At 37.7% G+C, this 20,822-nt stretch carries 19 protein-coding genes; 9 read left to right on the forward strand and 10 right to left on the reverse strand.

Annotation, left to right across the window (positions count from 1 at the left end):
* Positions 1-402: a hypothetical protein gene (locus tag DHW03_RS18515; protein WP_109927341.1), complete on the forward strand. Its 402-nt coding sequence runs from the start codon at positions 1-3 to the stop codon at positions 400-402.
* Between the two features lie 810 nt (positions 403-1,212).
* On the opposite strand, the gene DHW03_RS18525 is transcribed toward DHW03_RS18515, so the two are convergent.
* From DHW03_RS18525 to DHW03_RS18540, 4 genes are all read right to left on the reverse strand, one after another.
* Positions 1,213-2,574: an acyl-CoA dehydrogenase family protein gene (locus DHW03_RS18525; protein WP_109927343.1), complete on the reverse strand. Its 1,362-nt coding sequence runs from the start codon at positions 2,572-2,574 to the stop codon at positions 1,213-1,215.
* A gap of 82 nt (positions 2,575-2,656) precedes the next feature.
* A complete protein-coding gene (gene bshB1, locus DHW03_RS18530; RefSeq protein WP_109927344.1) occupies positions 2,657-3,373 on the reverse strand; it encodes a bacillithiol biosynthesis deacetylase BshB1 in 717 nt (238 codons plus the stop codon).
* A 7-nt stretch (positions 3,374-3,380) separates the two neighbouring features.
* Positions 3,381-3,890, reverse strand: a complete 510-nt coding sequence (locus DHW03_RS18535) for a glutathione peroxidase (RefSeq protein ID WP_109927345.1) — start codon at positions 3,888-3,890, stop codon at positions 3,381-3,383.
* A 4-nt stretch (positions 3,891-3,894) separates the two neighbouring features.
* Positions 3,895-4,509, reverse strand: a complete 615-nt coding sequence (locus DHW03_RS18540; RefSeq protein ID WP_109927346.1) for a DUF4294 domain-containing protein — start codon at positions 4,507-4,509, stop codon at positions 3,895-3,897.
* A gap of 110 nt (positions 4,510-4,619) precedes the next feature.
* On the opposite strand from DHW03_RS18540, the gene DHW03_RS18545 reads away from it, so the two are divergent.
* From DHW03_RS18545 to DHW03_RS18565, 4 genes are all read left to right on the forward strand, one after another.
* Entirely contained in the window at positions 4,620-6,827 is a 2,208-nt protein-coding gene (locus DHW03_RS18545) for a RelA/SpoT family protein (RefSeq protein WP_109927347.1), read from the forward strand.
* A 289-nt stretch (positions 6,828-7,116) separates the two neighbouring features.
* A complete protein-coding gene (locus tag DHW03_RS18555) occupies positions 7,117-7,614 on the forward strand; it encodes a Fur family transcriptional regulator (RefSeq protein WP_109927349.1) in 498 nt (165 codons plus the stop codon).
* Positions 7,615-7,653: 39 nt separating this feature from the next.
* Complete coding sequence (locus tag DHW03_RS18560) at positions 7,654-8,934, forward strand: adenylosuccinate synthase (RefSeq protein WP_109927350.1); 1,281 nt, start codon at positions 7,654-7,656, stop codon at positions 8,932-8,934.
* Positions 8,935-9,181: 247 nt separating this feature from the next.
* Positions 9,182-10,441 (forward strand): anthranilate synthase component I family protein, encoded by a 1,260-nt coding sequence (locus tag DHW03_RS18565; protein WP_109927351.1) that lies wholly within the window; start codon positions 9,182-9,184, stop codon positions 10,439-10,441.
* A gap of 70 nt (positions 10,442-10,511) precedes the next feature.
* Here the strand turns inward: DHW03_RS18565 and DHW03_RS18570 are convergent, their stop codons facing one another.
* From DHW03_RS18570 to DHW03_RS18585, 4 genes are all read right to left on the reverse strand, one after another.
* Positions 10,512-11,318 (reverse strand): M48 family metallopeptidase, encoded by an 807-nt coding sequence (locus tag DHW03_RS18570; RefSeq protein WP_109927352.1) that lies wholly within the window; start codon positions 11,316-11,318, stop codon positions 10,512-10,514.
* A 97-nt stretch (positions 11,319-11,415) separates the two neighbouring features.
* Entirely contained in the window at positions 11,416-12,063 is a 648-nt protein-coding gene (gene plsY / locus DHW03_RS18575) for a glycerol-3-phosphate 1-O-acyltransferase PlsY (RefSeq protein ID WP_109927353.1), read from the reverse strand.
* A 49-nt stretch (positions 12,064-12,112) separates the two neighbouring features.
* Entirely contained in the window at positions 12,113-12,955 is an 843-nt protein-coding gene (nadC, locus tag DHW03_RS18580) for a carboxylating nicotinate-nucleotide diphosphorylase (protein WP_109927354.1), read from the reverse strand.
* 105 nt (positions 12,956-13,060) lie between these two features.
* A complete protein-coding gene (locus tag DHW03_RS18585) occupies positions 13,061-13,459 on the reverse strand; it encodes a DUF4783 domain-containing protein (protein ID WP_109927355.1) in 399 nt (132 codons plus the stop codon).
* A 250-nt stretch (positions 13,460-13,709) separates the two neighbouring features.
* Here DHW03_RS18585 and gpmI point away from each other — a divergent pair, with 250 nt between their 5' ends.
* Both gpmI and DHW03_RS18595 read left to right on the forward strand, forming a co-directional pair.
* Positions 13,710-15,230: a 2,3-bisphosphoglycerate-independent phosphoglycerate mutase gene (gene gpmI, locus DHW03_RS18590; protein WP_109927356.1), complete on the forward strand. Its 1,521-nt coding sequence runs from the start codon at positions 13,710-13,712 to the stop codon at positions 15,228-15,230.
* Positions 15,230-15,760, forward strand: coding sequence for a hypothetical protein (locus DHW03_RS18595; protein WP_109927357.1), 531 nt, complete (start codon positions 15,230-15,232; stop codon positions 15,758-15,760). The genes gpmI and DHW03_RS18595 overlap by 1 nt, the downstream gene beginning before the upstream one ends.
* A gap of 51 nt (positions 15,761-15,811) precedes the next feature.
* Here DHW03_RS18595 and DHW03_RS18600 read toward each other — a convergent pair whose 3' ends face one another.
* On the reverse strand, positions 15,812-16,432 hold the full coding sequence (locus DHW03_RS18600; protein WP_109927358.1) for a tetratricopeptide repeat protein: 621 nt from the start codon (positions 16,430-16,432) through the stop codon (positions 15,812-15,814).
* A gap of 318 nt (positions 16,433-16,750) precedes the next feature.
* Here DHW03_RS18600 and lon point away from each other — a divergent pair, with 318 nt between their 5' ends.
* Together lon and DHW03_RS18610 are read left to right on the forward strand one after the other, a co-directional pair.
* Positions 16,751-19,222, forward strand: coding sequence for an endopeptidase La (gene lon, locus DHW03_RS18605; protein WP_109927359.1), 2,472 nt, complete (start codon positions 16,751-16,753; stop codon positions 19,220-19,222).
* An 85-nt stretch (positions 19,223-19,307) separates the two neighbouring features.
* Complete coding sequence (locus tag DHW03_RS18610; RefSeq protein WP_109927360.1) at positions 19,308-20,258, forward strand: lipid A deacylase LpxR family protein; 951 nt, start codon at positions 19,308-19,310, stop codon at positions 20,256-20,258.
* A gap of 2 nt (positions 20,259-20,260) precedes the next feature.
* On the opposite strand, the gene arfB is transcribed toward DHW03_RS18610, so the two are convergent.
* Positions 20,261-20,671 carry an alternative ribosome rescue aminoacyl-tRNA hydrolase ArfB gene (gene arfB / locus DHW03_RS18615; RefSeq protein ID WP_109927361.1) on the reverse strand — a complete coding sequence of 137 codons (411 nt, stop codon included), beginning with the start codon at positions 20,669-20,671 and terminating at the stop codon, positions 20,261-20,263.
* Positions 20,672-20,822: the final 151 nt, after the last annotated feature.

Below are 20,822 nucleotides of genomic sequence, written 5' to 3' on the forward strand. Positions count from 1 at the left end.
ATGCGCAAAAAATCCCTTTTTTACCTAACTTTCATTGGTGTTTTAATACTAATCTTCTTTATCGTGAAAGACACCCTTAACCAACCAGGTATAGGCGATATGAAATCGGGTTTCAAAGAAGTTGTTAAATACAGAAATGCTAACAATACCGGCCCCGTGCAAAGGATTTATGTAGTAACGGTTAAAGATAGCATTTGGAAAGAAATGGAAGATTATGGAAACATTATGCCCCATACCAAATACGGAAATACCAAAGTTTATTTCTTCATGGAAAATTCCAATGTTCCTAAAGCATTGGAACCTGGAGCAATAAACTTTGATTCTCAATACAATAAATCCTGTATTGCACTATTCGAGAAAAGTGCCATGAGCCAAGTGGCATTCAATAAGCATCCGTTTTAAGCAGTAGTTAAGCAAGCTGTTTAATTGGCGACTGACATACCGTTTCATCTATTGATGGGCATAAGCCTCAATAAGCGTTAGATACGACGAAAATAATTTGGAAATGAACGTTCAGCATTCCATTGGAAACACCTGTCCCGCTTTCCCTGCTGCCAATTTGAAAAAAATTGGCATTCGTACAATCGGGTTTACAATTAAAGGGGGCTCATAATCCATATCTATAGCATGCAAACAATTCAATCATACCTTGCGCCTCCATATAAGAAAAGGACGTTCAAAAGAACCACAAGCCCAATTTATTAAACCTGATAATAGCGGCAGCCCCAGCTTTTTCAGCTGGGCTATAGCGGTTAGCAGGGCTACAGCACCTATGAAATATAGAACCGTTCATTTCCTAACAATAAGCGATTAGCCACTCACAAAATTGGCATTCGCAAAATCGGGTTTATAATTAACGGGAGGCTCATAATGCACATATACTACATGCCAAGCAATTCAACATTACCTTACCCCACCATACAAGAAAAACGTTCAAAAGAACCACCAGCCCAATTTATTAAACCTGATAATAGCGGCAGCCCCAGCTTTTTCTGCTGGGCTATAGCGGTTAGCAGGACTACAGCACCTATGAAACACAGAACCAATCCTTTCCAAATATTAATATGGTGGCGTCTGAGAAAATACGCCACAATTGATTTTCCAAGAACGTTATGACTAACAACAGAACACCCTCGCTTATTTACTACCAATACTTTTGCAATTCCGAAAATATACTAATGGTTTTGCGAAAAAAATAAACCCTTCCCCGAATCAAACGAAAGCAGAAAACCCGGTGATCGCCCTGCCTACAATTAAGGTATTAATCTCTTTTGTACCCTCGTACGAATAAATTGCCTCTGCATCTGCAACAAATCTCGCAACATTATACTCAAGCAAAATCCCATTTCCACCCATTACTTCACGGGCTTTACTCACTACATCCCGCGTGCGCAAAGAGCAGAAAACCTTCGCTAAAGAGGCATGTTCATCTTTCAACAGACCTTGATCTTGCAGTTGGGATAAACGGAAACAGAGCGTTTGCATAGCCGTTAAATTAGATAACATTTCCACTAAATGGTTCTGAATTAATTGGAATGATGCTATCGGTTTACCAAACTGTTTGCGCGTTCTGGTATATTCTAAGGCGTTTTCATAGGCACCTCTTGCACAGCCTACTGCCTGCCAAGCAACGCCAGCCCTTGTCATTTGCAAAACCTTAGCCGTATCTTTAAACGAATTGGCGTTTTGCAATCGGTCGGATTCTGCAACTTCGCAATTGCTTAGCGTAATAATTCCATTTTGAACTATTCTCAAGGCCATTTTATCTTGCATTTTTTCGACTGCAAAACCGGGGTTGTCCTTTTTGACAATGAAGCCTTTCACCTCTCCACTGTCTTCGTCCCTTGCCCAAATAATTAAAATATCGGCAAAGGTGGCATTGCCAATCCACTTTTTCTGACCATTTAGAACCCACTTATCGCCTATTTTTTTACAGGTAGTGGTTAAGCCGCCAGCAGCAGCAGAGCCAACTTCGGGCTCGGTTAAGCCAAATGCGCCTATAATTTTAAATTGTTGCATTAGGGGAAGCCATTGTTGCTTTTGTTCTTCTGAGCCACAAAGATAAATAGAGCCCATGGCCAAACCGCTTTGGACTCCGAAAAAGGTAGAAATAGAGGTATCAATTCTCGCCATTTCCATCGCTAAAATACCTTCCATCAAATTGGATTTGCCCGGACAGCCATAACCTTGGTACGTTAAGCCGCAAATATTTAATTCGGCAAGTTTAGGAATGATTTCGAAGGGGAATTCGGCTCTATTCCAATAGTGATTTACAATTGGCTTAACTTCTTTTTCTAAAAATGCCCTTACTTTAAGCTGTAATTCTCGATCTTCATCTTTAAGGGCCTCATCTCCCAAATGATAGAAATCGCCCTCAATTGGAGGCAATTCCCTCTTTTTACCAGAGCCGCCCATCATTTTCATCATCCCTTGAATTTGCTTATCATCAAGGCTAGAGATGGTTTCGACCATTTTAGGAAGATCGACTTTTTTGGATAAGGCTTCTAACTTATCAAAATCTACATGCTTAAAAAGATTATAAGCATGTTTAAGTGAAGAAAATATATTCGCCATTATTATTCGTTTTCAGAGTAACAAATAACTCAGCTTTTTGTTGCATGCTGCCCTCTTTGCACAAGGGAGCGCTAGCAATACGCTACTTTAAATGAAATAGATTATCTACTCCAAGCAGTTTCCTTGAGGTAAAACCCTCACCGAAGGTAACACCGATGTTTTTTCCAAATTCTCTTGATCTGCCAATAACACTTTCGAAAAATTCTGGAGAAGATATATAAGTATCTAAGCCCTCTACGCCAGGCGTGTAAAACTGTGTTTTAAAAGCCCTTATCGACTTAATTTTTGTGTCCATGTAATCTGTAATATCTACAATAATATCAGGCTTAAGGTAACGATCTTGAATGTACTGTAGCAACAATCTCGGACGATGTGCACCCTGTTTTTCTCCATCTAGTGTGGTTTCAATTTTGGGTAAGCCCGATAGAAACACAGAATCATAAACCAAATCGCCTGCACGGCCATGATCTGGGTGACGATCTTCTAAAGCATTGCTTAAGATAATTTCTGGCTGATACTTTCTGATCGCTTTAATCACTTCTAAACGGTGTGCCTCATCGTTTTGGAAAAAGCCATCTCGAAACCTCAAATTTTCTCTAACGTGTAAGCCTAAAATCATTGCCGATTCGGCGGCTTCTTCATCTCTGGTTTCTGCAGTTCCCCGTGTGCCGAGCTCTCCTCGGGTTAAATCTACGATGCCTACTTTCTTGCCCAAGGCGATGTGTTTTAAAATCGTTCCTGAACAACAAAGCTCAGCATCATCTGGATGCACGGCAATGACTAAAATATCTAGTTTCATTATTTTACTACGAATTTTGATTCAGCAAGCGCTGAATGCTCTTTTTAATTTTTGAGCTCAATGGTTTGGTAAAAGGAAAGAAGAAATCGACCAACTCTCCATGTTGATTGACCAGGTACTTATGAAAATTCCACCTCGGTTTTGAATTTAGTTTTCCGTTTTGTTTCTTATCACTCAAAAATTGATATAAGGGATGAACTTGAGTGCCACGAACCATAATCTTATCGAAAACGGGAAATTTCACACCATGATTAATTTCGCAAAAGGTACTAATGTCCGAGCCGCTGAGGGGTTCTTGTTTTCCAAAATCGTTGGTTGGAAAACCTAATATCTCAAAATCAGGATGATTAATTTCATCCTTAAGCTGTTGAAGTTCTTTAAGTTGTGGGGTAAAACCACATTCAGAAGCCGTGTTTACAATTAATACAACCTTGTTTCTGTAAGCAGATAAGGGCTGCTCGTCGCCATTAATTTTCTTGACTTTGAATGGGTAAATATTCGGAACGCTTTCCTGCATTTTGTTATTGATAATATCCAGAGGTACGAATGATGGATTCTATATCTCTGTCTTGATTGGGGTCGTAAGTGCTTTTCAAATTATGACCAACAACTCTGGCCACAATTTGATAAGAAAACGCTGCAAAACCACCTTTAGTTTGTTTTACAATATCGTAAGTGGTTCTTCCAACTTCACGATCAATGAGTTTGGTTAATATTTGTCCTTGCGTAATGGTTAACTCTTTAATCTCCCGATTAAACATGTCTTTAATCTCATTATCACAAGCTTTAACCAATTGTTTTTGTTCTTTTTTCTCGGGTGTTTTAGCTAAGTCCTGTTCCAATTGCTCATATCTGCGTTTGGCGTACAAGGCATAAGGCATCACCTTTAAAACGTTGTAACGCAAGCGATTGTAAGCAGCTTGCTCTGCTGGAGATTTCCAAATTCTGGCCGCAAAAATACTAACATCGTTTAGTTGCATCCAAGGAATCATCACACCGTTATCATTTGTAGAGGCAACTCTAATGGTATCGGCCTTGCCCAATTTAGGAAAAACTGGGGATGCAGGGTCTTGTGCTTTTAGCGAAATGCTAAAAATCATTACAATACACAGAAAAAAGAGCCCTTTAAATTTCATAAATTTATACTTTTACAAAGTTAGGTGTTATTTCATATATAAGGTGTTTCACAGATCTAATATAAGTTTTATTCATAAATAAGACGCAATTTTTTACGCAAAAAATACAAATGAAAACAGAGTTAGTGATTGATTTAGAGGCGGAAAAACAAGAAATTCTAAAAAGATACAGGGCATTGTTACGGGCCAGCAAGTCCACATTACAAAAAGGAGATAAGAAGGAAATCCGCAAAGCATTTGATATGGCATTAGAAAGCCATAAAGACATGCGACGTAAATCTGGCGAACCCTATATTTATCATCCAATAGCGGTAGCACAGATTGCAGCAGAAGAAATTGGTTTGGGTACAACATCAATTGTTTGTGCCCTATTGCATGATGTAGTGGAAGATACGGACATTACACTTGAGGATATAGAACGCGAATTTGGCAAGAAAACCGCCAAGATTATCGATGGTTTAACCAAAATATCTGGCGTTTTCGATACAAATAGTTCCTTGCAAGCCGAGAATTTCAGAAAAATGTTGCTTACCCTGGCAGATGATGTTCGTGTAATACTGATTAAACTAGCTGATAGATTGCACAACATGCGCACGATGGAGTTTATGCCTCGTCATAAGCAACTCAAAATCGCTTCAGAAACCATTTATCTTTATGCACCCCTGGCCCATCGCTTGGGGCTTTATGCCATCAAATCCGAACTCGAAGATCTTTCCATGAAATATCTTGAGCCCGATACCTATAAATTTGTTGCCAAAAAGTTAAACGAGAAAAAAGCCGAACGGGCAATGTTTATCAAAAAGTTTGTAGAACCAATTGATGAAATCGTACACGAACAGGGTTTAGTTGCTGATGTTTATGGCCGCCCAAAATCAATTCATTCCATCTGGAATAAAATGAAGAAAAAGAACATCCCTTTTGAGGAGGTTTATGATCTTTTTGCGATCCGCATTATTTTGGATAGCCCGCCAGAAAACGAAAAGGCCGATTGTTGGAAAGCCTATTCTATTGTAACGGATTTATACCGCCCCAATCCTGATCGCTTGCGCGATTGGGTATCCTCACCAAAAGGAAATGGTTACGAGAGCTTGCATACTACCGTAATGGGCCCTCGCGGCCAATGGGTTGAGGTACAAATTCGTACACAGCGAATGAATGAAATTGCGGAGAAAGGTTTCGCCGCACATTGGAAGTACAAAGAATCGAGCAACGATAATGGTTTGGATCAATGGATTCAAAAAGTGAGGGAGATGCTCAGCAATCCTGAAGCCAATGCGCTCGATTTCTTGGATGATTTTAAGATGAATCTATTCTCCGACGAAATTTTCATCTTTACTCCCAAAGGATCGCTTATTCAATTGCCATTAGGTGCAACGGCGCTAGATTTCGCCTTTGAAATTCACACGGGAGTGGGCGCAACCTGTATTGGTGCGAAGGTAAATCATAAACTGGTACCCATATCTTACAAACTCCAAAATGGCGATCAAGTAGAAATTATCACCTCTAGCAAGCAAACGCCAAAAGAAGATTGGCTGAATATTGTGGTTACGGCGAAAGCTAAATCCAAAATTAAATCCTCTTTAAAAGAAGAAAAACGCAAAATTGCCGATAACGGAAAAGAAATTTTAGAGCGTAAGTTAAAATCGCTTAAAATCACATACAACACCGATAACCTTCAAAAAATAAGTTACTTTTTTAAGCTGCCCTCCACACAAGAACTCTTTGTACATGTAGCACAAGGGAAGATAGAACTTAAGGATATTAAGGAATATTTAAGCACAGAAAAAGAAGTAGAAAGCCGTGCGCCAGAACGCCCAGAAAATCTATCGGTTGATGGCATTAAAAATAAAATTAAAGGTGGAGAATCTGATATTCTTTTAATTGGCGAAGACATGCAACGCATTGATTATACGCTTGCTGCATGTTGCAACCCAATTCCGGGGGATGATGTTTTTGGATTCATTACCGTAAGTGAAGGCATTAAAATACACAGAACCAATTGCCCTAATGCCACACAACTTATGGCCAACTATGGCTACCGCGTGGTTAAAGCAAAATGGAACAAACAACAAGAACTAACCTTTTTAACCGGATTAAAAATTGTTGGAATTGATGATGTGGGGCTTATCAACAACATTACCCGAGTAATTTCAACTGATTTTAAGGTAAATATGCGTTCGATTACAGTTGATACCAACGATGGTATTTTTGAAGGCTCAATTATGATTTTTGTTAACGATACAGAGCACTTAGAAAATCTCATTAAAAACTTATTAAAAGTTAGGGGTGTTACCGGCGTAACTAGGTTTGATGCTTAAATGATACTTTCGATTAAGATGCTGAAATAAATTCAGCATGACGGATTGTTTATTTAGCATAAGGGATGGGTTTAAGGTATTATTCCCCGAATTCATTTCAGGGTCTTGGCTAGTTTTAAAGGGTATTTTTATTACCCAGAACTCGCCAAAACATAGCGTTGAAAGGTTAAAAACCCTTCAAATTCAATCCGTAAGAAAGCCATTTAATCCTTCAACTTTACAACATTTAAACAATCAAAAGCTAGGAGAATCAAACAATTTACATACCTTTGAATGGAGTTAGAAAACTATGTCTGAACAAAAAACAAATGAGCTCGTTCGTAAGATTTTTGAGGCTTATTTAGAGAACAAAAACCTGCGTAAAACACCAGAGCGTTTCGCCATATTGGAAGAAATATATTCTAGAAACGACCATTTTGATGTTGAAACCCTATACATTCACATGAAAAACCAAAAGTATCGTGTAAGCCGAGCAACGGTTTATAATACTTTAGAGTTATTGGTATCGTGTGATTTGGTAACTAAACATCAATTCGGGAAAAACATGGCCCAATTCGAAAAATCTTACGGCTACCGCCAACACGATCACGTAATTTGTATTGAATGTGGCAAAGTTGTGGAGTTTTGCGACCCACGTGTACACCAAATTCAAACCATGGTGGGCGATCTTCTAAAATTCGATATTAAACACCATTCCTTAAATATGTATGGATTCTGCTCTGATTGCAGTGTATCCAGAAAAGTAAGTGAAAACGCCACAGCAGCAGCGAAAGTTGAAGCAAATTAAATCAATCCTAAATAATAAAACCCGCTTAATTTTTTAATAATGACGCAAGTAGATGTACTTCTCGGCCTACAATGGGGCGATGAAGGAAAGGGAAAAATCGTTGATGTTCTAAGTCCAAAATACGATCTTATTGCCCGCTTCCAAGGTGGTCCAAACGCTGGGCATACGCTGGAATTTGACGGTAAGAAATTCGTTTTGAATACCATACCATCAGGAATCTTTAACGAGAAAACCATGAACCTTATTGGTAATGGTGTAGTTATCGATCCAATCATATTAAAAAGAGAACTAGATAATCTAAAAAAAGCTGGTCACGACCCAGTTGCTGAGGGCAAATTAGTGATTGCCAGAAAAGCCCACTTGATTTTGCCAACCCATCAATTATTAGATGCAGCAAACGAGGCCAGAATGGGTAAAAACAAAATTGGATCTACCTTAAAGGGTATTGGTCCAACTTACATGGATAAAACCGGACGTAATGGGTTACGCGTTGGCGATACCACCCTGCCCGATTTTAAAGAACGCTACAATAAATTAGTAGAAAAACACACAGAAATTCTCTCTCATTACGAAGGTTTCGAGTATGAATTGGCAGAGAAAGAAGCCTCCTTTTTTGAAGCCATAGAATTCTTAAAAAGCATTCCACATGTAGATAGCGAACATTTTGTAAATGGCTATCTAAAAGAAGGAAAGGCCGTATTGGCAGAAGGTGCACAAGGTACTTTGTTGGATGTAGATTTTGGTTCATACCCATTTGTAACATCAAGCAACACCACAACTGCTGGTGCTTGTACAGGATTGGGTATTGCACCTAACAAAGTTGGGGCCGTGTATGGTATTTTTAAAGCCTATTGTACACGTGTTGGTGGCGGTCCCTTCCCTACTGAACTAGACAATGAAGTAGGCGAGAACCTACGTGCCCTTGGGCATGAATTTGGTGCAACTACAGGACGTGCTCGCCGTTGTGGATGGATAGATTTGCCAGCCTTAAAATATGCCATTATGTTAAATGGCGTTACCGATTTAATTATGATGAAGGCAGATGTTTTAGATACTTTCGACACCATTTATGCTTGTACACACTACGAATATAATGGCGAAACCATCGATTACATGCCATACGACATCATTTCTATCCAACCAAAACCTGTTTTAAAAGCGATAGAAGGCTGGGCTACTGATGTAACCAAAATTACATCCGTTGATGAAATCCCTTCAAAATTACAAGCTTATATCGATTACTTAGAAAAAGAATTAGAAGTTCCCATCAAATTCCTTTCAGTAGGACCAGATCGGGCACAAACTTTAGAATTACGTTAAACTATTTTCAGCATTGCTGATTTAGAGATTATTTGAATGAATAAGGCAACTTTCTCTGCTGAAAGTTGCCTTTTTTTATACTTATTTTCGTTAGTACAAACACCGCTTACTAGGAACGGAAAATGTAATCATGCGATTTTAATTGCGCTTCGCTTTATATGTTATTGCGTTGCGTCGGTGCTTCATAATTTATTTTGCTTGCCAAAACTATTTTTGATTAGGCTGGCTTTAATTACCTTTGTTCAGCTTGAAAACTCCAGAAACCATCATCGATTTTAAATACAAGGCCCTGAATTGGGCAAACCAATTTGGCGTATGTTGTTTTCTAGATTCAAATGAATACCAGGACAAATACGCTGCCTTTGATTTTTTGCTGGCTGTGGATGTTCAAACCGAGTTGAAATCTTCAAGAGGCAATTCATTCGATCAATTAAAAACTTTTTGCGATAAACACAAACAGTGGATTTTTGGTTACTTGGGCTACGATTTAAAAAATCAGATAGAAGACCTGTCATCTAAAAACAGAGACCAGTTAAAATTTGACGACCTCTATTTCTTTATTCCAAAATATCTAATCGCCTATAAAAATGGAATTGCAGAGGTTTTAATTGGAGATGCTTCTCTATTAAATGAAATTGATGATTTCATACCTGAGTCCAATTTACCAAGCAAAAAACCAACGATTAAATCTCGACTTTCAGAAACGCAATACATAGAGAAAATCGAATTACTGAAAGAACACATCGCTAGAGGCGACATTTATGAAATCAATTTTTGTCAGGAGTTTTTTGCCGAACATGCCGAGATTAATCCACTCGAAATATTCGAATCTTTGAATCGATTATCGCCCACTCCATTTGCAGGTTTCTTTAAAATCAATCAACGTTACATCCTATCCGCAACACCCGAAAGATTTTTATGCAAACGCGGCGATAAGCTCATTTCACAACCCATCAAAGGTACGGCAAAGCGAAGTTTAGACGCTGAGGAAGACGAAGCCATAAAATCTGCGCTAAGGAACGACATTAAGGAACAGGCTGAAAATGTGATGATTGTGGATTTAGTACGGCACGATTTGACAAAATCAGCAATTAAAGGAAGCGTAAAAGTTGAGGAACTGTTCGGAATTTATACCTTTCCGCAAGTGCATCAAATGATTTCGACAATTGGTTGTCACCTTCATCCAGATGTTCATTTTATAGAAGCGATTAAAAATGCCTTTCCTATGGGCTCGATGACTGGAGCGCCAAAAGTGAAGGCCATGCAACTTATAGAACAATATGAAGAAACCAAGAGAGGTGTTTTTTCAGGATCGTTTGGCTGCATCAATCCGAACGGTGATTTTGATTTTAATGTGGTCATCAGAACCATCCTATATGATGGTGAAGCAAAATATCTTTCCTTTCAAGTGGGTAGCGCAATTACCTATCAAAGCAATGCAAATGCAGAATACGAGGAATGCATGCTCAAAGCCACTGCAATTTTGAAAGTTTTAGGTGCACAGTAAAACAAAAAAAGGTGGAAGTGTTTTGCCTAAGCAAGAAACTTCCACCCCAATATACGGATATTTAAAATCCTTATTTCTTGTAATACTGCTGTGCTTCAGGTAAGTATTTTTGAATTTGTGCAATCCTGGTCGCATCACTTGGGTGAGTACTTAAAAATTCAGCAGGTTTTTGCGCATTTGCAGATGCTGAAGACATTCTATTCCAAAAACTTACTGATGATTGTGGGTTGTAACCAGCCATTGCCATAAATATTAAACCTAATCGATCGGCCTCTAATTCCTGATTACGAGAATATTTTAACATTGCTATAGGGGCGCCAACGCCATAAAGTGTATTGAAAGTAGATTGTGCTCTTGGGTTTTTAGATAGAGCAACACCCCCTGCAGTTCCAATACCTTGCGCAACCATTTCTTGCGACATGCGTTCTGCCGAGTGACCAGCGATTGCATGGGCAATTTCGTGTCCCATAACTGTTGCTAAGCCCGCATCGTCTTGTGTAACTGGCAAGATACCAGTGTAAACCACAATTTTTCCACCTGGCATACACCAGGCATTTTTTTCATTATTTTGAACAACATTTACCTCCCATTTATAATCCTGTATCAAATTTCCATAGTTGTTGTTGTTCATATAGGTTTGAACGGCAGAAATTAATCGGCTACCAATGGTTTTAACTTTCAAAGCCTGTGCATTAGATGCTGGCAAAACCGTTGTTTTATTCTCCGTTAAGAACTCGCTGTACGCCTGAAAAGCCATAGGCAAAACTTGGTCGTTACTTACCAAATTTAATCTACTACGACCCGTTAATGGAACAGTAGAACAAGAATTGAACAATAGTAAACCGGCAACACTTGCGGTTAGTAATAACTTTTTCATAAAAAATAATATTTTTTTAAAGGTGTAAACTCAAATTGTAAGCAAACAATGTAGTAACATTTAGCTTACAAATAAGTTTCAAAAGCTGTGCGATTTGTTAATTAGTTTTGTTTCGAAACAAATACACCTTGGATTCTTTGCCCTTCAGCAAGCGCTCTAAATTTTTCTGGTGCGTAACCAATATTAGAATACAAACCACCATTCCATAAAGTACTTCTGATTTTATGGATACTTGAAACAAAAAGACAACGCTGAGCGGAAAGGTAAATCCCGCACAAATTGAACTCAATGAAACATATTTTGTTAGCAAAAGAACGACCACAAAAACCAGAACACAAAGCATAGATGCTTCGAAATTAACGGCTAAAATCATTCCAAAAAGCGTTGCAACACCCTTTCCGCCCCGAAAACCAGCAAATACCGGGAATAAATGACCCATTACAGCCGTTACGCCAAGTGCCAACTGATAGTTAACGAAAACAACTGAATTTTGTGGGCCAGTTACACTCATGCCAATTAGATAGGCAAGATTAGTGGCGGTATAGCCTTTGGCAATGTCGATAACCATTACCGCAATGCCTGCTTTTTTACCCAAAACCCTAAAAGTATTTGTAGCCCCTGCGTTGCCACTGCCGTATTCTCTAACGTCCACGCCATAAAAGGCTTGTCCTAGCCAAACCGCCGTTGGGATGGAGCCGAAAAGGTAAGCAAGAAGTAAAGCGCTGAGAGAATAAACCGTAACCATAGCCTACAATGATACAAAAAATAAGCGTTTTATTAAGCAGCTCATTACGTTAATATGCTTTTAGGCTGATATCTAAACTCTTAACAGAATGTGTTAGTGCACCCATCGAGATAAAATCTACACCACAGTCGGCATATGCGCTAACATTTTCTTCCGTAATGCCTCCAGATGCTTCGGTTATGAACCGCCCATCAATCAATTTTACGGCCTCTTTAAGTTTATCAAAACCAAAGTTATCAAGCATAATTCGATCTACTCCACCAATTTCTAACACTTCTTTAAGTTCCTCAATATTCCTCACTTCAATCTCAATCTGTAGAGATTTTTCCTTAGTTGACAAATATCTCTGAGCAGATTTTATCGCATTCGAAATGCCACCAGCATAGTCAACATGATTATCCTTGATTAAAATCATGTCGTACAAACCTATCCTATGGTTCACCCCTCCACCTATTCTCACAGCCCATTTTTCCAAATAGCGCAGTCCAGGTGTAGTTTTTCTTGTGTCTAAAATTTTAGTTTTGGTATTCTTTAACAAGCCTACGATATGATGGGTTTTGGTTGCAATGCCACTCATTCTTTGCATGCAATTCAAAACCAAACGTTCAGCAATGAGGATCGAATGTGTGCGACCACTAACCGTTAGGCCAATATCACCTACTTTTACCTGATCGCCATCTTTTAACAGCACATTAACTTTCAAATCACCATCTACAACTTTGAAAATTTCTACAGCAAGCTCAATACCTGCTAAAATTCCATTTTCTTTGATAATTAGTTTTGCATTGCCTTCTGTATGAGCCGGGATGGTTGATAATGAAGTATGATCGCCATCGCCAACATCTTCAGCAAGAGCATTTTTTATGAATTGATCTATAAGTTCTTTGTCCAAAACAAGTGATTTGATCGCAAAAATAGGAATTATTTATCAGCCAGCAATTGACAGAAAGCCTTAAATTAAAATTTAGGCGGCGTGATGGATAATTAGCAGATTGGATTAATCTTTAGCAGGTTCTATGCGCAATTCGGTAATCAGAAAATTGCTATTAAATTTTTTCATCGTGATTGAAACACGAAAAGTTTCTTTTGCTGTACTTAAAAGAATTACGCCAAACCGGTAGTTGGGATTGGTATTAATTTTATGAAAAATACTTGTTTTTATCGGTGGGTGTTTGATGAAAAAATCTTTTAAAATCTGTTCACCCTGTGCTTTAGAATATACATCTTCTTCATCAATAAAGATCAATTCGATAGTTGTGGCGAAATTTTTGGCAATCTCTTTGGCGTTACTCGCCTTAAAATACGAAGATAAGTCATCGATAATATCAGCCTGGTAGGCTGTAAAACGATATAATGATGATAAACTGATAACCAATAAAAATAAGCTCCGGATCATTTCTGCATTTTATACAGAACCCTATAGCTAAAATTATGCCATTAGCTCAGCAAAAAAAGGATTTCTTAATTTGTATAAGCTTCAATAAAGTTATATTTGCTTCGTAATAAAATATTAAAACAGGTTCTCGACAATAATGTTTTAAAAAAAATCAAGAATGCATAATTACTTTTATTAAATTTTGTTCGGGCGGAACGCGAAAAAACGAATGTTCTAAGCCTTACAAATATGATTATAAAACCAAAAACGAATGACAAATAAAAAACTTGCACTTATTATTCTAGATGGCTGGGGCTATGGAAATAAAGATGAATCTGATGCTGCTTATGCCGCAAATACGCCTTTTTTTGATTCATTGCTGCAAAATTATCCCAACTCAAAACTTGAAGCTTCTGGCGAAGCAGTAGGCTTGCCAGCCGGACAAATGGGTAACTCGGAAGTGGGCCACATGAATTTAGGCGCCGGAAGAGTAGTTTATCAAGAACTGGGTAGAATCAATAAAGCCATTACAGATAGAGAATTGCACAGCCACCCAGTTTTATTAAATGCATTTGATTATGCCAAAAGGAATAATAAGGCTGTTCATTTTATAGGTTTAGTTTCTAATGGTGGTGTGCATGCACATATCGAACACTTAAAAGCCTTATCTGATGCTGCAAACGAAGCGCATGTTGGAAGAACTTTTATACATGCTTTTTTAGATGGTCGTGATACCGATCCGAATTCTGGACTGGGCTTTATAACTGATTTGCAACAACATATACAAAACTCCAATACCAAACTTGCCACAATGGTTGGTCGATATTATGCGATGGATAGGGATAACCGTTGGGAGCGCGTAAAAAAGGCGTACGATGTTATGGTAAATGGCATAGGTGAGAAAACGCAGGATGCGCTTGCTGCAATAAAAAAATCATACGATGCTGGTGTTACAGACGAGTTTTTGCAACCCGTTGTTTTAACGCAAAACAATGGCGAGCCAGTTGCAACCATTCAGAACGATGATGTGGTGATTTGCTTTAACTTCCGCACCGATAGAGGTAGAGAAATTACAACAGCTTTAACACAAAAAGACTTTCCTGAACAACAGATGCATAAATTGCCACTGTACTATGTTACAATGACCACCTATGATGAAAGCTTTGAAAAAGTTAATGTGGTTTTCACCAAAGATGATTTGAGCAAAACTTTAGGAGAAGTATTGGCAAACAATCAAAAAAATCAAATCCGCATTGCTGAAACAGAAAAATATCCACACGTAACCTTCTTCTTTTCTGGCGGAAGAGAAAGCGAGTTTGAAAATGAGAAAAGAATTCTAATTCCGTCGCCAAAAGTTGCGACTTACGATTTGCAACCTGAGATGAGTGCCGCAGGAATTACAGAAGCCATTACCGCCGAAATGGAGACTGGATGGGCGGATTTTATTTGTTTAAACTTTGCAAATCCGGATATGGTTGGGCATACAGGCGTTTTTGAAGCCGTTGTGAAAGCCGTAGAAACTGCCGATAAATGCGCTGAAATTGTGGTAAATAAAGGTTTAGAAAATGGCTACTCGTTTATTTTGCTCGCCGATCATGGCAATTCAGAATACATGGTCAACAACGATGGATCTGCAAATACCGCACACACCACCAACTTGGTTCCATGCATCCTAATTGATAAAGATTACAAAACCATTGCCGATGGAAAATTGGGAGACATTGCCCCTACGGTTTTAAGAATATTAGGTGTGGCCATTCCAGAAGAAATGACAGGAAACGTATTGGTATAATGATTAAAAAACAATATCTATTTGTATTTGCTTTGGCGCTCTTTTCCTGCAATCAGCGTAAAGAATCTGAAGCAAATACAGATTTACTTTATTTCGATGTAAAGGGTTATTTCAAGAAGGAAATTTCTCGCTTGCAAAAGCAGAAACCAATTGTGAATAAGATGGTTATCGTGAATGGAGCATCAGAAAATAAAGCGTTGGTGATTCAAGATTGGAACAAAGAACTTTCTGTCTTTATCGATGCAGACATCAATAAAACGTCGTGGAAAGGAAGCTTTCAAACTTCCAAAAACAACCTGGAGGAAAATTATACCTCATCAAATAAAAAGATTCCCGTTAAAAGCATTCGGGTTGAAAAAGATGGCGCGAGAATTAAGAAAGTCGAGATCTTCATCGCTAATAAAAATATCCTTTACACCTCCAACGACACTTTAGTTTATTATCCCGATAGTTTATATCAAATCAAAAAGCAACAAAAAATTAAGTTGCTCGAGCCCAAAAAATACATCATTACCGGAAAAATTAGATAAAAAAAATAGTCCTGGAAGAATCCAGGACTATTTTTTTGCTTTTGCTGCTATTCATTTTAGGCTTAAAATCTGGGCCTTATCATAAGCTACCCAATCAATAATATCTTTTCTTAAGGGTTGTAGGGTTAATACTTTCTGGAAATCAGCTATTGAATTGTTAAACAGCGCTATGCATGCCGCTTTTTCTTCTTTTTTCTTTACTTTAAATGATCTAAAAATAGCGTAATCCTTATAAGCTAAAGCCCTATTCTGTAGCATTTGTGAGTCTTCTTCACCACTAATTTCAATTGCTTTGGTGAAATCTTTAATGGATGCGGTGTAAAAATTTTCACGCATAGAATTTAAAGACTCTTTGGGGTCATTGGCAATATTTAAACGAGCCTTGCCGCGATAATAGTAAGCAGAAACCTCATTTGGTTTAATTACCACCAATCGGCTGTAAGTAGAAATCGATTTTTCAAACTCTCCATTTTGAAAATAAGAATAACCTAACATTTTCAAAACATTTGCGTTGTCAGGATCTCTTGTATCGGCTTTTTCCAACTGCACAACGGCAGTTTTATAATCGCCCTTCATCATTGCCTGCATGCTCTTATCGTAGTTACTTTGTGCAAAACAGGTTGCAGATGAAAAAAGGCAAAGTCCTAAAACAGCTTGTTTAAAATAATTCATGTATCAATAATAAGTTAACAAATCTACACATCAGGAAGATTTATAGGGAATATTTTTCGCAATATAATCCTATTCTGAGAATTTAAAAGTATTTTTAATTTCTTTCATACACCCCATCCTGTAATCAATAGCATTAACGTTGAATTTTAGTTAATATGATAATGCTGGAAATATTTAAAAACAAGCCTGCCTTTTTAACAAAAGTTTCGTTCTAATTCTACTTTGGCACAAGAGTTGGAATTATTAACTTAACAATTAAATTAAACCAAGAATACACGATGATACTGCCAGTTTGTCGTTAGAGGAAAGATGTAGATAATGAGTAAACAAGATATATTTGATTTCAATTCAGCTATGCCAATTATAAATGAAGATACCGAGTTTTTTCCCTTAATGTCTCAACAAGACGAGGAGGAAATGAATAATGAGGAAACTCCTGAAACGTTGGCAATTTTGCCATTGAGAAATACGGTTCTATTTCCTGGAGTAGTGATCCCCATTACGGTTGGAAGAGATAAATCCATCAAATTAATTAAAGAAGCTTACAAAGGGAATAAGATTATTGGGGTGGTGTCGCAGAAAGATGTTTCTATAGAAGACCCTACATTTGAGCAACTTAACAGTGTTGGAACGGTTGCAAACATCATAAAATTGCTTCAAATGCCTGATGGCAATACCACTGTAATTATCCAAGGTAAGCAACGCTTCAGCTTAATTGAAGAAGTGCAAAACGAACCTTACATTAAAGCCGTTGTTCAAAAATTTGAAGAACAAAAACATAAGGCCGATAAGGACTTTAAAACGCTAATTGCCTCGATCCGGGAGATGTCTGCACAGATTATCCAACTTTCGCCAAATATCCCTAGCGAAGCCAGCATCGCGCTTAAAAATATCGAAAGCAATTCATTTTTGATCAACTTCATTTCGTCAAACATGAATGCCGAAATGGCGGATAAGCAAAAAATCCTCGAAATGGATAAATTGCAAGATCGAGCCCAAAAAGTAATGGATCTTTTAATGGTTGAATTACAGATGTTGGAATTGAGAAATCAAATTCAATCGAAAGTTCGTACGGATTTAGATAAGCAACAGAGGGATTATTTCTTAAATCAGCAATTAAAAACGATACAGGAAGAGCTTGGCGGTAATTCTGCAGATCTGGAATTTGATGCCTTGCAAGAAAGAGCCAAAAAGAAAAAATGGTCTAAAGAAGTCGATCAGCACTTTGATAAAGAATTGGATAAACTCGGCAGGATGAATCCTTCAGCGCCAGATTATTCTATTCAGTTAAACTATTTAGAGCTGTTGTTGGATTTACCTTGGAGTGAGCTTACAAAAGATAACTTCGATTTAAAGCGTGCCCAACGGATTTTAGATAAAGATCATTTTGGATTAGAAAAAGTAAAGCAACGCATAATCGAGTATTTAGCCGTACTAAAGTTAAAACGCGACATGAAAGCGCCAATTTTGTGTTTAGTTGGCCCTCCAGGGGTTGGTAAAACATCGCTAGGTAAATCAATTGCAAAAGCATTAGGTCGTAAATATGTACGAATGGCTTTAGGCGGTATTAGAGACGAAGCCGAAATTAGAGGTCACCGTAAAACCTATATCGGTGCAATGCCTGGCCGTGTCATTTCCTCTATTAAAAAAGCAGGGGCCGATAATCCGGTGTTTGTATTGGATGAAATTGATAAAGTTGGTACCGATCATCGTGGCGATCCATCATCGGCTTTGCTTGAAGTTTTAGACCCTGAACAGAACAGTTCTTTTTACGACCATTATGTGGAAGTAGATTATGATTTATCAAACATTCTTTTCATCGCTACTGCCAATTCATTAAGCACCATTCAGCCTGCATTGTTAGATCGTATGGAAATTATTGAAGTAAATGGATACACCATTGAGGAAAAAATAGAAATTGCCAAAAAATATCTATTGCCTAAACAGAAAGAAAATCATGGTCTTCAAAATAAAGACATCAACTTAAAACCCGCTTTAATAGAAAAAGTAATTGAAGATTATACCAGAGAATCTGGCGTTCGTGGTTTGGAGAAGAAAATTGGTTCGCTTGTGCGTGGCATCGCAACGAAAATTGCCATGGAAGAAACTTATGATGCTAATTTAACTGTTGCCGATGTGGAGCGCATTTTAGGTGCACCAATTTATGATAAGGATTTGTATGAGGGTAATGAGGTTGCCGGAGTGGTAACCGGACTAGCTTGGACCAGCGTTGGTGGCGATATTCTTTTCATTGAATCTAGCTTAAGTCCGGGTAAAGGAAAATTAACCTTAACCGGAAACCTTGGCGATGTAATGAAAGAATCTGCCGTGATTGCATTAGCTTACTTACGGGCACATGCAGCAGAATTCGGAATTGATTATTCATTATTTGACAATTGGGACGTTCACGTTCACGTACCCGCAGGCGCAACACCTAAAGATGGGCCTTCTGCTGGAGTAACCATGCTAACTGCACTAACTTCGGCATTTACCCAGCGTAAGGTGAAACAACATTTGGCCATGACGGGTGAGATTACCCTTCGTGGTAAAGTTTTGCCTGTTGGTGGCATTAAGGAGAAAATTTTAGCTGCAAAAAGAGCAAATATTAAAGAAATTATCCTCTGCAAGAGCAATAGAAAAGATATTTTAGAGATCAAAGAAAGCTATATTAAAGATTTAACTTTCCACTACGTTACTGAAATGAGCGAGGTAATTGAATTGGCTTTAACGAAAAATAAAGTTAAAAAACCTCTAGATTTAAGCATTAAAATTGCACCAATCGTAAATTAATTTGTAATCTTTTATTTATTACATATTAAAATTCGATAACAATAAATACTTTTACAGCCTAGGTTCAATCGCCTAGGCTTTTTTTATGAGATTTTTTTTACCCGCCGTAATTCTTTCATTGCTTGTATCAAACAGCTTTGCGCAATCCTATAAGAACGAATTTGGTTTTAAAACTGAAAACGATGCTTATTTGGCTACATTGAACGATCGTTATTATACCAATGGCTTATTTATATATTTCCGCAGAGCGATAAACCCTGAAAAATTTGGAGAAAAAATAGAAAAGAAAATCTATGAGATTTCTGCCGGGCAAAAAATATACACGCCTTATTGGGGTCAAGTTGCCAACAAAGCAGATCAGGACAGGCCTTTTGCTGGTTATTTATATGCCGGAGGCGCCTACTCCCTATTCTACAAAAACGAAAGTGTACTAAAATTAAGTACCGAAATAGGTACTGTTGGACCAAATTCTCTGGCTCAAGATGCCCAAAGCTTCCTTCATAAAACCGTTGGTTTTTACACGCCAGCGGGCTGGGAATATCAAATAAAAAATGAATTAGCCCTAAACTTGGCTGCAAATTATAGCAGGTTACTTTACCGTACAGATGATAATATAGTCGATTTTAGTGGTCAGGGATATGCAAATTTGGGTACTACCTTTTCGGGTTTGGGTGGCTCCGTTTTGTTTAGAGCAGGTAGATTGAATCAACTGTTTAATAGTGCATACCACAATGCCGTAATTGGAAATTCTAAAACTGCCAATCTCAACAAATCAGAATTTTTCTTTTATGCAAAACCTCAATTAAATGTTGTTGCTTATGATGCAACCATACAAGGAAGCTTGTTTAATAACGATAGTCCGGTAACTTTTGGTGTTAAACCCATTGTTTTCGAACAGCAATTCGGGGTAAATTACAGCTCAAAAAGATTTACTGTAGATTTTAACATCATTTTTAAAACCAAAGAAGTTAAAAGTGTAGCCAAGGCACAAAATTATGGCGGGCTGAGCTTGTATTATCGATTTGGTAAACTATAGAGTTAATCGAAATTCGGCTTTTTTCTACTTTCTTTTCGCTCGGAGATTACGGATTTGTTTTTCAGTCGCTTCTGTACAACGGCTTTTGGAACTCGGGTGGGTTTTCGTTTTTTTTGCACAACAAGTGACCGTTTTAGCAAATCGATCAGTTTCGCAACCGTTTTTTCTTTGTTTAAAAGCTGACTCCTATCCTCCTGAGAAACAATATGTAGCAAACCATCGGTATCTAAACGATGTTCAAGTTTTAATTTCAATAGCGCCTTTTCCTCATCACTAAGTTGCTCTGATTGTTCTAAATTGAAGATCAATTCTACTTTACTCGAAACTTTATTTACATTTTGACCGCCTTTACCACCACTACGAGAAGTTTTGAATGTAACGATCTTTAAAATTTCTTCTCTACTGGGTAACATGCTGATTTTAATAAGTAATATGAAGAGCAAATATATTTAGAAAAAATTAAACCAATACTTTCGAAATTTAACCTAAATGAATGCAATTTTGTTAATTCGTTATAAAATCCTAACTTCAAGGATTCATCCACATTAAGCTCTAAATACCATT

The sequence above is a fragment of the Pedobacter yonginensis genome, from assembly GCF_003173595.1.
GTDB classification, from domain to species: domain Bacteria; phylum Bacteroidota; class Bacteroidia; order Sphingobacteriales; family Sphingobacteriaceae; genus Pedobacter; species Pedobacter yonginense.

Coding starts and splice junctions, on each gene's coding strand:
- gpmI (WP_109927356.1), top strand. CDS start 13,710: ATGACAAATAAAAAACTTGCACTTATTATTCTAGATGGCTGGGGCTAT.
- DHW03_RS18595 (WP_109927357.1), top strand. CDS start 15,230: ATGATTAAAAAACAATATCTATTTGTATTTGCTTTGGCGCTCTTTTCC.
- lon (WP_109927359.1), top strand. CDS start 16,751: ATGAGTAAACAAGATATATTTGATTTCAATTCAGCTATGCCAATTATA.
- arfB (WP_109927361.1), bottom strand. CDS start 20,671: ATGTTACCCAGTAGAGAAGAAATTTTAAAGATCGTTACATTCAAAACT.
- DHW03_RS18535 (WP_109927345.1), bottom strand. CDS start 3,890: ATGCAGGAAAGCGTTCCGAATATTTACCCATTCAAAGTCAAGAAAATT.
- DHW03_RS18540 (WP_109927346.1), bottom strand. CDS start 4,509: ATGAAATTTAAAGGGCTCTTTTTTCTGTGTATTGTAATGATTTTTAGC.
- DHW03_RS18545 (WP_109927347.1), top strand. CDS start 4,620: ATGAAAACAGAGTTAGTGATTGATTTAGAGGCGGAAAAACAAGAAATT.
- plsY (WP_109927353.1), bottom strand. CDS start 12,063: ATGGTTACGGTTTATTCTCTCAGCGCTTTACTTCTTGCTTACCTTTTC.
- DHW03_RS18560 (WP_109927350.1), top strand. CDS start 7,654: ATGACGCAAGTAGATGTACTTCTCGGCCTACAATGGGGCGATGAAGGA.
- bshB1 (WP_109927344.1), bottom strand. CDS start 3,373: ATGAAACTAGATATTTTAGTCATTGCCGTGCATCCAGATGATGCTGAG.
- DHW03_RS18525 (WP_109927343.1), bottom strand. CDS start 2,574: ATGGCGAATATATTTTCTTCACTTAAACATGCTTATAATCTTTTTAAG.
- DHW03_RS18555 (WP_109927349.1), top strand. CDS start 7,117: ATGTCTGAACAAAAAACAAATGAGCTCGTTCGTAAGATTTTTGAGGCT.
- DHW03_RS18570 (WP_109927352.1), bottom strand. CDS start 11,318: ATGAAAAAGTTATTACTAACCGCAAGTGTTGCCGGTTTACTATTGTTC.
- DHW03_RS18585 (WP_109927355.1), bottom strand. CDS start 13,459: ATGATCCGGAGCTTATTTTTATTGGTTATCAGTTTATCATCATTATAT.
- DHW03_RS18610 (WP_109927360.1), top strand. CDS start 19,308: ATGAGATTTTTTTTACCCGCCGTAATTCTTTCATTGCTTGTATCAAAC.
- DHW03_RS18600 (WP_109927358.1), bottom strand. CDS start 16,432: ATGAATTATTTTAAACAAGCTGTTTTAGGACTTTGCCTTTTTTCATCT.
- DHW03_RS18515 (WP_109927341.1), top strand. CDS start 1: ATGCGCAAAAAATCCCTTTTTTACCTAACTTTCATTGGTGTTTTAATA.